Origin of the sequence: Parabacteroides caeci (assembly GCF_023656795.1) — a bacterium.
GTDB classification, from domain to species: domain Bacteria; phylum Bacteroidota; class Bacteroidia; order Bacteroidales; family Tannerellaceae; genus Parabacteroides; species Parabacteroides segnis.
On record NZ_JAMOKT010000008.1, the window covers coordinates 83546 to 95719 of the forward strand.

The window sequence follows — 12174 nt, forward strand, 5'->3', positions numbered from 1 at the left end:
CGGATGGAGTATGTTATAGGCATATTACTCGGATTCATCACCCTGAATTTCCTGTTGAAAATAGGTTTCTATGAATCGTTCTACGGGATACTCGCTGCCGGTCTGGGGTGCAGCCTTTTTGTCCTGGCAATCTGGCCCTGGGCTACGGAACAGTCAAAAACACAGATAGCCGACTTTCTGGCCTCTCCGGAACGAATGCAGGATGCGGCTGTTATGATAACACTGGAATCAACGGTTATGATTGCTTTCTGTTTCGATTGTTTCGCCGGTTTACGGCAGCATGATACGTTTTTCAAACGTAACCTGACCCGTCTGCTTACCTATTATCCGGGAATACTTATCTCTGTGGTACTGGCCTATACACTCACCCAGACAATCTTTGCTTTTCCGGGAACAGACTTCCGCACTGTGGCGTGGTGCTTTGCTACAGTCACAGGGGTAGGCGTGATTGGTTGCGGTTGGTTCCTGAAAAAATTTCTGGGCGACAACAGCCTGCGATTGGAATTGCTATTTATTACGAACCTTTTTATCATTCTGCTGGGAATTATCGCCACCTAGAATGGAAATTAATAAAAAACACACGGATATGACATCTATCTCAAATGCTTTATTCTGGATATCGAATGGATTGCTGGTGCCTGTAGTGGTACTGTTACTACTATTTTTCATTCGTGCCATCCTAATGGCCGGAGGTTTTTTCGGAGAATTCTGGCAGAAAACACGTTTGCAGCAGCAAATAAACAATATGCTTGAAGAAATGACACCCGGCAATGCAGAAGAACTTTGCCGTCAATTGCCCGAAAACAAAAACATTCCGTTGCTGCGTTGCCTGCAAAAGCTCTACAGCCACAAGGAAAATAGCCCTTACTGCGAACGCCTGCTAGCCAATTACGAAGTAGAAGCGGAAAAAGAGCTGGGACGCTCGCGTAGCTTTATCAAATTAGGCCCTATGCTGGGACTTATGGGGACACTGATTCCGATGGGACCGGCGCTGGTCGGACTTTCTACCGGCGATATTGCATCTATGGCTTACAATATGCAGGTCGCGTTTGCCACCACCGTAGTCGGCATGGTTATTGCCGCAATCGGTGTAGTTACCCTGCAAATAAAACAGCGATGGTATGCACGTGATATGAACGATTTGGAATATATCTATAAAAACCTGCATCATGGCACAGCGAAATAGGTTACTTCATTCGGACGGAGATTCCGACCCGATGGGCGTGGTTGCCAATCTTTTCGATGTAGCCATGGTATTTGCCGTAGCCCTGATGGTAGCGCTTGTCACCCGTTTCAATATGACGGAACTTTTCTCCAAAGAAGACTTTTCATTAGTTAAGAATCCGGGGAAAGAAAACATGGAGATAATCACTAAGAAGGGAGAATCCATCCAACGGTATACCCCTTCCGAAAACCAGGAATCGGAAGGGAAGAAAGGCCGCAAAGTCGGCATCGCTTACGAACTGGAAAACGGGGAGATTATTTATGTCCCGGAATAATGTTCTTTCTAGTCTTTTGCATATTGCCGTTTGAATGCCAACGGTGAAATATCCCGGTGCTTTTTGAAGAACTTTCCGAACGAAGACTGGTCGGAAAAGTTCAGCATATCTGCAACCTGTTGGATTGTAAGGTCCGGATTACGTAACAAAATCTCGGATTCACGTATCAGCGCCTCGCTAATCCATTGGTTGACTGTTTTTCCACTAAAACTTTTCATAATGCGTGAAAGATATTCGGGAGTAATACATAATTCGCCGGCATAGAAAGAGACGGAATGTTCCGTACGGCAATGTTTGTTCAGCAACTGGATGAACAGGAACAACAGCAAATCGCGGCTGGGAGGATTCGGACTGACATTTCCGCGGTTAGCCTGATAAACGATATTATTCATTTCCAGCAGAAAACCGCGAAGTTCATTCATGATAATATCCCGTTGCCAGGCATGTTCCGTACGTTCGATATTCCGTTCGATACGGTGCAGGCACTTTTCCAGCAAGACGCCTTCTTCCTCATTCAGTTTCTGTATCGGGCGGCTATGCCGGGAAGCGATATAGGCAGCGGGCATACGGCGGCTGTTCAGCATAATCTCCGAAAACAGGTTTCGCTCGATAATCAGGTGGTATCCCCTGAAATCAGGAGAAATACGGAAGTCCTTTACCGAATGCATATCCATAATATCCAACAGCAGGTTATCCGACAAATGATAGGTAAAATCATCTATCGTAATATCAATCTCTCCCTGCCGGACCAGAAAAATAGAAAATGCATCCAACCGGATGGAAGCCCCTTCCTTGAATCCCGGATTCTTATGGTCGCCGCCACTAAATTCTACAATAATCAATTTATCTTGATAGGACTTGGAATTCATACCAAAAGAAAGCAAGTCCTCAATAGTTAACTGCAAAACGGATTGTTCCATGAATAATTTTCTATGAACGGCAAAGATAAGAAATATATCTGAAAGCAATCCCGACCATTTTGCTGACGTCAGCAAAATGATAAATCCTACTTCTAGCATTGAAAAACAGGGGAATATAAAATAAAAATATATCACGAATCCTATTTTTATCAGATACTAATTCTTATATTTGCAGAAATCATAATAAAAACTGTAACTATGAAAACAGAAGAAATCAAAGAGTTATTCACGCGATTCGAAAGTATTGTCTGTGATTATAACGGAGTCGAATGTTGGAGTGCACGAGAATTGCAAAAATTACTAGGTTACACTAAATGGGAGAAATTCATAAATGTAATTGACAAAGCAGAAGAAGCGTGTAAAAATGCAGGAGAAATTATAGAGTATCATTTTCCCCACGTGGGGAAAATGATAAATCTAGGAAAAGGCGCTGAAAGAGAGATAGATAACATCCTCCTTACGCGCTATGCCTGCTATTTGATCGCCCAAAACGGAGATCCCCGAAAACCCGAAATCGCTTTTGCCCAAAACTATTTTGCCGTTCAAACTCGCCATGCAGAGCTTGTAGAACAGCGCTTATTAGACTTCGAACGCATCAACGCCCGCACCAAATTAGCAGAAACAGAGAAGTTACTTTCCGGTGTTTTATACGAAAGAGGTATCGACAGTAAAGGCTTTGCCACAATACGCTCAAAGGGAGACAAAGCTCTGTTCCGCATCGATACTAAACTGTTAAAACGCAAGTTAGGTGTACCGGACAGTCGCCCACTTGCCGATTTCCTGCCAACAATCAGCATAAAAGCAAAGGACTTTGCCGCGGAAATGACATCTGTGAATGTACAGCAAAAAGATTTGTACGGACAAACCCCTATCGAAAACGAACACGTAGATAATAATCTGGCAGTAAGAGATATGCTGATTAACAGAGGTATCTTTCCCGAACAGTTCCCAGCCGGAGAAGATATAAAAAAGGTAGAAAAGCGCCTGAAAGGAGACGCCAAGAAGCTAAACGACTCCAAGAAGAAAAAAAAATAACACAGTAAAGAGTATGTTATAACGAAACCATTTTGCTGACGTCAGCAAAATGGTTTCGTGTGATATCCCCTGTTCAATTTTGGAACAACAATATTCAATTTTCAACCACACTTCATTTGAGAAAAAGTCGGACATTTGCACCGGTTATTAGTTAAGGCAGTAAATATCAAAGAGTAACAAACTATTCTCACTTGAATATCACCCTATTGATGTTTTTTATTTTGGAACAATCCGGCTGCCGGGATTATAAATAAAATAAGTACGTAGAAATGAAGAAAAATTTAATTACCAGATGCCTGGGTGGCATCGGGGTAGGGTTCTTATGCCTTGTTGCCAGCTCATGTAAAGAACAGCCGGCCATGATGGTGAACAATGAGTACAAAGTACTAAAAGTGTCTACAACCGACAAAACCCTGAGCAGTCTCTATTCTGCCACTATCCGCGGACGTCAGGACATCGACATCTATCCACAGGTTTCAGGTTTTATCACTCAATTATGTGTGGAAGAAGGACAGGCTGTACGCAAAGGACAGTTATTGTTTGTAATCGACCAGGTGCCTTATCAGGCGGCTTTGCAGACAGCCCAAGCCAATGTGGAAGCAGCAGAAGCAGCGTTAAGCACTGCAAAACTGACGTTAGACAGCAAAAAAGAATTACATGCACAAAATGTAGTCTCCGCTTTCGACCTACAGACTGCCGAAAACTCCTGGCTAAGTGCCAAGGCTCAACTGGCACAGATGAAAGCCCTGGAACTGAATGCCCGCAATAACCTGTCCTATACAGAGGTGAAAAGTCCGTCGAATGGAGTTGTCGGAACACTTCCCTATAGAGTAGGAGCACTGGTCAGTGCCAGTCTGCCTAAGCCGTTGACCACGGTTTCGGACAATTCGGACATGTATGTCTACTTCTCCCTGACGGAAAACCAACTGCTGGGACTTACCCGCCAGTACGGCTCCAAACAGAAAGCGCTGGAAATGATGCCGGAAGTGGAATTACAACTGAACGACAAATCCGTTTACCCCGTAAAAGGAAAAGTGGAGACTATCAGCGGTGTGATTGACCGTAGCACGGGAACCGTAAGCCTGCGTGCTGTGTTCCCGAATGAAGACGGCATACTTTACAGCGGCAACTCCGGTAACATCATCTTGTCTACCGAGAAATCCGGCAGTATTGTAATTCCGCAGACAGCGACTTTCGAGATACAGGACAAAGTATATGTCTATAAGGTGGTAGACGGCAAAGCAACTTCTGCCCAGGTAAATGTCACCCGTGTAAACGGCGGACAGGAATATATCGTGAACGATGGTTTGAAGCCGGGTGACGTGATTGTTGCCGAAGGCGTAGGTTTGCTGCGTGAAGGAACCCCGATTCAGGTTAAACAATAATTGAAAGAAGGAATATGAAATTAAGAACCTTTATAGAACGCCCGGTACTATCAGCCGTTATCTCTATCGTGATAGTATTCATGGGTATCATCGGATTGACGAGCCTGCCCGTCGAACAATATCCCGATATCGCACCGCCTACCGTCATGGTAAGCACCACTTATTTCGGAGCCAGCGCCGAAACACTTCAGAAAAGTGTTATCGCCCCGTTGGAGGAAGCCATCAACGGCGTTGAAGATATGACCTATATGACCTCTACTGCGACTAATGCCGGTACCGTCTCCATCATGGTCTATTTTAAGCAAGGTACTGATCCGGACATGGCCGCTGTGAATGTGCAGAACCGTGTGTCGAAAGCCAGCGGTCAGCTTCCCGCAGAAGTGAACCAGGTCGGTGTAACGACAACGAAGCGGCAAACCAGTATGTTACAGATATTTTCCATCTACAGTCCAGATGACTCATATGATGAGAACTTCCTTTCAAACTACCTGAGCATCAACCTTAAACCGGAAATCCTCCGTATTTCGGGTGTAGGAGAGTTGATGGTAATGGGAGGCGACTATAGCATGCGTGTCTGGATGAAACCGGACGTAATGGCACAATACAATCTGATCCCGGCCGATGTTACAGCCGTCCTGGCCGAACAGAATATCGAGTCGGCTACCGGTTCGTTCGGTGAAAACTCTAAAGAGGCTTACCAGTACACGATGAAGTACAAAGGACGTCTGATACAACCGGAAGAGTTCGGAGATATCGTGATCCGCTCATCGGAGGACGGCGAAGTGTTGAAACTGAAAGATATAGCCGAAATAGAACTCGGTCGCGAAAGCTACGCATATATCGGTGAGACATCAGGACATACCGGTATCTCCTGTATGATCTTCCAGACAGCCGGTTCGAATGCAACCGAGGTAAACAATAATATCGACGCCTTTCTGAACGAAGCGCGTAAGGACCTGCCCAAAGGGGTAGAGATCGTACAGATGATGAGTTCGAACGACTTCCTCTACGCTTCTATCAATGAAGTGGTGAAGACGCTGATCGAAGCGATTATCCTGGTTATCCTTGTTGTATACATATTTTTGCAGGATATCCGTTCGACGTTGATCCCGCTGGTAGGTATCATCGTGTCGCTGGTCGGTACGTTTGCCTTCATGTCGATTGCCGGATTCAGTATCAACCTGATTACACTGTTTGCACTCGTGCTGGTGATCGGTACGGTGGTGGACGACGCCATTGTCGTCGTCGAGGCGGTGCAGGCCCGATTCGACGTCGGGTATAAATCATCGTACATGGCAAGTATGGATGCCATGAACGGTATCAGCACCGCCATTATTTCTTCTTCACTGGTATTTATGGCTGTATTTATTCCGGTATCGTTCATGAGCGGTACTTCGGGTACGTTTTACACCCAGTTCGGTCTGACGATGGCGGTTGCCGTAGGTATTTCGGCTATCAACGCATTGACGCTGAGTCCTGCTTTGTGCGCCCTGATCCTGAAACCGTATATCAATGAAGACGGTACGCAGAAAGAAAACTTTGCCGCCCGTTTCCGTAGAGCGTTCAACACGGCTTTCGATGCAATCATCACCAAATATAAAAAAGGTGTATTGTTCTTTATCAAACGGAAATGGCTTACATGGTCGTTACTGGCTTGTTCGATTGTCGTACTCGTTTTACTGATGAAGACGACTAAAACCAGTCTGGTACCTGACGAAGACCAGGGAGTACTGTTTGTCAATGTAACCACCGCAGCCGGCAACTCACTGGCTACAACCGATATCATCATGACGGATATCGAACAACGTATCAAAGATATTCCGCAGATAAAAGAATATAATAAGGTTTCCGGCTACGGACTGATCTCGGGACAGGGTAATTCGTTCGGTATGTTTATTCTGAAACTGAAACCGTGGGACGAACGTACCGCCAAAGAAGACCATGTGCAATCTGTCATCGGACAGGTGTACGGACGGACTGCCGATATAAAAGATGCCAATATCTTCGCCATGGCTCCGGGTATGATCCCGGGTTACGGTATGGGTAACGCATTGGAAATGTACATGCAGGACAAAAAGGGAGGCGATCTCACCGAGTTCTTCAATACCACCCAGCAATATCTGGCCGCCCTGCGCGAACGTCCGGAGATTGCGGCTGCTTATTCTACCTTCGCTATCAACTATCCGCAATGGGAGGTGACAGTAGACGCGGCGAAATGTAAACGTGCCGGCATTACACCGGATGCTGTTCTGAGTACCCTCTCGGGTTACTATGGCGGACAGTACGTTTCCAACTTCAACCGTTTCTCGAAGGTATATAAGGTTATGATTCAGGCTTCGCCGATCTACCGTCTGGACGACTCTTCGCTGGACAATACGTTTGTCCGTATGGCAAACGGTGAAATGTCCCCGTTGAGCCAGTTCGTAACGCTGACAAAGGTATACGGTGCAGAGTCGCTGAGCCGTTTCAATATGTACAATTCTATCAATGTGAATGCCATGCCTGCGGCAGGATATAGCTCCGGTGATGCGATCAATGCAGTAAAAGAAGTGGCATCAACCGCTCTTCCGAAAGGATATGGTTACGACTTTGCCGGTATCACCCGTGAGGAAAATCAACAGAGCGATACGACAACGGTAATCTTTATCATCTGTATCCTGATGATCTACCTGATCCTGAGTGCGCTTTACGAGAGCTTCCTGATCCCGTTTGCCGTGATCCTTTCAGTACCATTCGGCCTGATGGGTAGCTTCCTGTTCGCAAGAATGATGGGGTTGGAGAATAATATTTACCTGCAAACCGGTTTGATTATGCTAATCGGACTTCTAGCAAAGACAGCGATCTTATTAACCGAATATGCAACCGAACGCCGTGCAGCCGGTATGAGCCTGACTTCGGCCGCCCTGTCTGCCGCCAAAGTTCGTCTGCGTCCGATTCTGATGACGGCGTTGACGATGGTATTCGGTCTGCTCCCGCTGGTTGTAGCAACCGGTGTAGGTGCAAACGGTAACAGTTCGTTGGGAACAGGTGCTGTCGGCGGTATGCTGATCGGAACACTCGCCCTGCTGTTCGTCGTTCCTTCGCTGTTCATTGTATTCCAGTATCTGCAGGAGAAAGTTCGCCCGATACAGTTCGAGCCGACACACGACTGGCAGATTCAGGAAGAAGTAGAAGAAGTAACTGCCGAGCGGAAAGAATATCTCGATAGTAAAAAGAAAGAAAAATAAGCAGATGAAAAATAATATCATTCTATTATCTGTCGCCACCCTCTCGCTACTGAGCGGGTGCGGCATCTACAAATCCTACCAACCGGAAACCTCCGTCCCTGACAATCTGTTCAGGGAGGAGGCGCCGGCTACGGATACGACAAGCATCGGCAATCTCGACTGGCGGGAACTTTTCACGGACCCTCAGTTGCAGGCACTGATTGAAAAAGGGTTGGAAAACAACACCGACTTCCGTACCGCCCACCTGCGGGTACAGGAGGCCGAAGCCACCCTGATGACGTCGCGCCTGGCTTACCTGCCGGCTCTTAACCTGACTCCGCAGGGTACCATCAGCAGTTTCGACGGTTCGAAAGCCGCCAAAAGTTATCAGCTAGCGGCCTCAGCAAGTTGGGAAATAGATATATTCGGGAGACTGACAAACGCCAAAAGAAGTGCGCAGGCAGCTCTCGAACAAACCAAATCATACAAACAGGCCGTCCGGACACAACTAATAGCCACTATAGCCAACTCCTACTACACTTTATTATTGCTCGACAAACAACTTGTCATCAGTGAACGGACGGCCTCTCTTTGGAAAGAGAATGTACAAGCCATGCAGGCATTGAAAAAGGCGGGACTGACAAACGAAACCGCCGTCTCGCAGTCGGAAGCAAACTGCCTCAGCGTAGAAGCCTCCCTCCTGACCTTGCGCCAGCAGATTAATGAGATGGAGAACAGCCTTTCCAACCTGCTCGGAGAAGTACCGCAACGAGTGGAACGGGGCAACCTGGACTGCCAGGAGTTTCCCGAGACATTGTCGACCGGCGTTCCGCTCGCCCTCCTGGGCAACCGTCCGGACGTACGGCAGGCTGAATACTCGCTGGCACAGGCATTTTATACAACGAACGGGGCACGGAGCGCTTTCTATCCGAACATCAACCTGAGCGGTGTAGTCGGATGGACCAACAGCGGAGGAGGCATCATCGCGAATCCCGGCGGTTTGCTGTTGCAGGCTATCGGTTCGCTGACGCAGCCGTTATTCAACAAAGGCGCCAACATCGCCCAGCTGAAGATTGCGAAAGCGCAGCAGGAAGAAGCCTCACTGGCTTTCCAGCAAAGCATCCTGAATGCGGGTAGCGAAGTGAACAACGCCCTGACCCAGTGGCAGACGGCACGCGGACGCATCACACTGGCCGGCCAGCAAATCGCTTCCCTGCAAAAGGCCGTAAAAAGCACGCAGTTGCTGATGGACCACGGAAATATCACCTACCTGGAAGTGCTGACTGCCCAACAATCATTGTTGCAGGCCGAACTTTCCCAGGCGGCTGACCGCTTCGACGAAATACAAGGTGTCATCAACCTCTACCATGCTTTGGGAGGAGGGCAGGAAGAATAAAAATTCTAGCCTACCTAGAACCTCCTTTCGAGGCAAGATAGAAAGAGGCTTCCAGGCAAGATAGAAAGGAGGTTCTAGGTTAACAAGAAAGGTGCCGCATCTGCTAAAAGACGCGGCACCTTTTTTATCTCTTTCCGGCAGTGCGGTCAGAGCCGGGCGGTTATATAATCGATAATATCCAGGCAGAGATTGGTTGTCAGGTCATTTGTATCCAGATCGGGATTCAGCTCGACCAGGTCCATCGACTTTATCAGGTTCGTAGATAGCATATGTTCCACAAAATCTTTAAACTCGTCGGGGATCAGGCCTTCGTTAACCCGCGTTCCCGTTCCCGGAGCAAAGCGGGGGTCGATACTGTCCACATCGATACTGAAATGGACGTTGCGTATTTTCCTTTCCTTCAGTTTCCGTTTAATATCTTCCGCTACAAAGCCGATGCCTTTCAGATGGATCGTTTCCATCGTGTAGACACTTAAATGTTCCCGGTCTATCAGTGCCAACTCTCCTTCATCCAGGCTACGGGTACCCACCAGAAAGACATTCTGCGGATTCACCTTATTCCCTTGTCCGTATATATTGACCAGTTCCTCGCTACCCATGCCCATCAAAGCACTCAACGGCATACCGTGGATATTTCCGCTGGGAGAAGTTTCATTCGTATTGAGATCGCCGTGTGCATCCAGCCAGATGATACCGAAATCCTCAAAACTTTTTCCAACCCCGGAGGCACTGCCCAGTCCAAGTGAATGATCGCCGCCGATAACCAGCGGGAAAGCTCCTCCGCGTAGCGTATCATAGACCAGTTCCGCCAGGTTATTGTTCACCTCCACTATCGCATCGAGGTATTTCATACTCTTGCTCCGGGCAAACTTATCCGCTTCCGACACAAGCGGGACATAGAGGTTGCCCAAATCAAAGGCACGATGCCCATTCTTCCGGATAACCTGCATCAGTCCCCGTTCACGCAGATGGTTCGGGGCCCGTTCAACGCCTTCCCGGTCACAACCCAGGTTCAGAGGGACTCCTATTACGTTTATTTTCATATGATAATTTATTTCGATTATTATCAAAAGTGAATGAATGTAGCGTCGTTGGTAAGGGCGGTTCGCGAACCGCCCTTACGGTGTCAATGTAAGCCTGTAAGGCTTTAACAAACCAGCCCAGGGTTCTAACCCTGGGTTTATGAAAACCCGCTCTTGTCTTTCCGCCCTGTAAGGGCGGGACAAGATAAATATCAACCATTTCCATCTTGTCGCACCCCTACAGGGTGCCTCAGAAAGAGAAGGATTCAAAGGAACCCAGGGTTAGAACCCTGGGCTGGTTTGTTACAGGCCTACAGCCTGAAGACACCGTCACTAACTGGCTCATCCTATAATTAGCAGATAGCTCAATTATTTTTAAATTGGCACATTGCCATATTGCCACATTATTCTTCTAAAACTGAGCAAACGTTTCCCGTATGATCCCTACCGCCTCCATCATCTGGTCGCGGGTAATGATCAGCGGTGGTGTGAAGCGGATGATATGATCGTGTGTCGGTTTGGCGATCAGGCCGTTCTCTTTCAGGGCGAGGCAGATATCCCAGGCTACCTTTCCACCGTGCGGTTCAGTGACTACGGCATTCAAAAGACCTTTTCCTCTCACCTTTTTAACCATCGGATTGTCAATCCTTTCCATCTCGCTCCGGAACAGTTCCCCCATTGCATAAGCATTCTCCGACAGCTTCTCATCCCTCACCACTTCGAGGGCGGCGATACCGACAGCGGCAGCCAGCGGGTTTCCGCCATACGTAGAGCCATGTTCGCCCGGCGCGATCGTCAGCATGATCTCATCATTGGCAAGGACGGCGGAAACAGGGGTTACACCGCCCGACAATGCCTTACCTAGGATCAGGATATCGGGATGGATGTTTTCATAATCGCAAGCCAGCAGTTTCCCGGTACGACCGATACCGGTCTGTATCTCATCTGCGATGAACAGGGCGTTATGTTGTTTACAGAGGTCGTAGCACCGGCGGAGATAACCGTCATCGGGAACAACTACGCCTGCCTCTCCCTGTATCGGCTCCAACAGGAAACCGACTACATCGGGATCTTGCAATGCTTCTGCCAATGCTTCTACATTATTATATTGTACTTTAATAAAACCCGGCGTGTATGGTCCGAAGTCTTCATAGGAACTCAGGTCGGTACTCATCGAGATGATTGTAATCGTTCGCCCGTGGAAGTTCTCGCTGCAAACAATAATCTTTGCTTTTTCGGGAGCGATACCCTTGATGCGGTATCCCCAACGGCGTGCCAGCTTCAGGGCGGTCTCGACCGCTTCTGCTCCGGTATTCATCGGTAACAGTTTGTTGTAGCCGAAGAACTTACAGGCAAACTCCATGTATTCACCCAATATATCAGCGTGAAATGCACGCGATACGAGTGTCAGCTTCTGCGCCTGTTCGGTTAATGCTTTGATGATTTTAGGATGACAATGCCCCTGGCTCAGGGCGGAATAACCGGACAGGAAATCAAAATAACGTTTGCCTTCCACGTCCCACACAAATACGCCTTCTCCTTTCTCGAGAACGACAGGCAGGGGATGATAGTTGTGTGCACCAAACTTTCCCTCACGGATGATGTAATCTTCCGGTCTCATACTATTTCTGTTTTAATTGTTTTTGTCAGACTGTAAGCGTTTCATACAGCCATTGAGCCAAAGGTAGTAATTTGAGTGACAGTATGTCAC

General features: G+C 47.6%; 10 protein-coding genes. 7 read left to right on the forward strand and 3 right to left on the reverse strand.

Translation table 11 applies throughout. The features are described 5' to 3' along the window. The first annotated feature begins 3 nt into the window (after positions 1 to 3). Genes NBH15_RS06030 through NBH15_RS06040 form a run of 3 tightly spaced genes read left to right on the forward strand, consistent with a single transcriptional unit; the run spans position 4 to position 1499 of the window. Positions 4 to 558 carry a hypothetical protein gene (locus NBH15_RS06030; RefSeq protein WP_128133866.1) on the forward strand — a complete coding sequence of 185 codons (555 nt, stop codon included), beginning with the start codon at positions 4 to 6 and terminating at the stop codon, positions 556 to 558. Between the two features lie 28 nt (positions 559 to 586). Continuing rightward, positions 587 to 1186 carry a MotA/TolQ/ExbB proton channel family protein gene (locus tag NBH15_RS06035; protein WP_128133865.1) on the forward strand — a complete coding sequence of 200 codons (600 nt, stop codon included), beginning with the start codon at positions 587 to 589 and terminating at the stop codon, positions 1184 to 1186. Continuing rightward, positions 1170 to 1499, forward strand: coding sequence for a DUF2149 domain-containing protein (locus NBH15_RS06040; RefSeq protein WP_186958405.1), 330 nt, complete (start codon positions 1170 to 1172; stop codon positions 1497 to 1499). Before NBH15_RS06035 ends, NBH15_RS06040 begins: the two co-directional genes overlap by 17 nt. A gap of 8 nt (positions 1500 to 1507) precedes the next feature. Here the strand turns inward: NBH15_RS06040 and NBH15_RS06045 are convergent, their stop codons facing one another. Further along, positions 1508 to 2419 (reverse strand): helix-turn-helix domain-containing protein, encoded by a 912-nt coding sequence (locus tag NBH15_RS06045; RefSeq protein ID WP_233567057.1) that lies wholly within the window; start codon positions 2417 to 2419, stop codon positions 1508 to 1510. Between the two features lie 198 nt (positions 2420 to 2617). Here NBH15_RS06045 and dinD point away from each other — a divergent pair, with 198 nt between their 5' ends. From dinD to NBH15_RS06065, 4 genes are all read left to right on the forward strand, one after another. Further along, positions 2618 to 3454 (forward strand): DNA damage-inducible protein D, encoded by an 837-nt coding sequence (gene dinD, locus NBH15_RS06050; protein ID WP_250822206.1) that lies wholly within the window; start codon positions 2618 to 2620, stop codon positions 3452 to 3454. Positions 3455 to 3723: 269 nt separating this feature from the next. Next, positions 3724 to 4839, forward strand: coding sequence for an efflux RND transporter periplasmic adaptor subunit (locus NBH15_RS06055; protein ID WP_122328001.1), 1116 nt, complete (start codon positions 3724 to 3726; stop codon positions 4837 to 4839). A 14-nt stretch (positions 4840 to 4853) separates the two neighbouring features. Next, the gene (locus tag NBH15_RS06060; protein WP_250822207.1) at positions 4854 to 8066 is read left to right on the forward strand and encodes an efflux RND transporter permease subunit; all 3213 of its coding nucleotides are present in this window, start codon (positions 4854 to 4856) and stop codon (positions 8064 to 8066) included. Positions 8067 to 8070: 4 nt separating this feature from the next. Next, a complete protein-coding gene (locus tag NBH15_RS06065; RefSeq protein ID WP_250822208.1) occupies positions 8071 to 9441 on the forward strand; it encodes a TolC family protein in 1371 nt (456 codons plus the stop codon). Between the two features lie 146 nt (positions 9442 to 9587). On the opposite strand, the gene rocF is transcribed toward NBH15_RS06065, so the two are convergent. Together rocF and rocD are read right to left on the reverse strand one after the other, a co-directional pair. After that, positions 9588 to 10484, reverse strand: coding sequence for an arginase (gene rocF, locus NBH15_RS06070; RefSeq protein WP_250822209.1), 897 nt, complete (start codon positions 10482 to 10484; stop codon positions 9588 to 9590). 391 nt (positions 10485 to 10875) lie between these two features. Beyond that, complete coding sequence (gene rocD, locus NBH15_RS06075) at positions 10876 to 12084, reverse strand: ornithine--oxo-acid transaminase (protein ID WP_250822210.1); 1209 nt, start codon at positions 12082 to 12084, stop codon at positions 10876 to 10878. Between the last annotated feature and the right edge of the window lie 90 nt (positions 12085 to 12174).

Bases quoted from the DNA above. Each gene is read 5' to 3' on its own strand.
- NBH15_RS06030 (WP_128133866.1), top strand. From the start codon at position 4: ATGGAGTATGTTATAGGCATATTACTCGGATTCATCACCCTGAATTTC.
- NBH15_RS06035 (WP_128133865.1), top strand. From the start codon at position 587: ATGACATCTATCTCAAATGCTTTATTCTGGATATCGAATGGATTGCTG.
- NBH15_RS06040 (WP_186958405.1), top strand. From the start codon at position 1,170: ATGGCACAGCGAAATAGGTTACTTCATTCGGACGGAGATTCCGACCCG.
- NBH15_RS06045 (WP_233567057.1), bottom strand. From the start codon at position 2,419: ATGGAACAATCCGTTTTGCAGTTAACTATTGAGGACTTGCTTTCTTTT.
- dinD (WP_250822206.1), top strand. From the start codon at position 2,618: ATGAAAACAGAAGAAATCAAAGAGTTATTCACGCGATTCGAAAGTATT.
- NBH15_RS06055 (WP_122328001.1), top strand. From the start codon at position 3,724: ATGAAGAAAAATTTAATTACCAGATGCCTGGGTGGCATCGGGGTAGGG.
- NBH15_RS06060 (WP_250822207.1), top strand. From the start codon at position 4,854: ATGAAATTAAGAACCTTTATAGAACGCCCGGTACTATCAGCCGTTATC.
- NBH15_RS06065 (WP_250822208.1), top strand. From the start codon at position 8,071: ATGAAAAATAATATCATTCTATTATCTGTCGCCACCCTCTCGCTACTG.
- rocF (WP_250822209.1), bottom strand. From the start codon at position 10,484: ATGAAAATAAACGTAATAGGAGTCCCTCTGAACCTGGGTTGTGACCGG.
- rocD (WP_250822210.1), bottom strand. From the start codon at position 12,084: ATGAGACCGGAAGATTACATCATCCGTGAGGGAAAGTTTGGTGCACAC.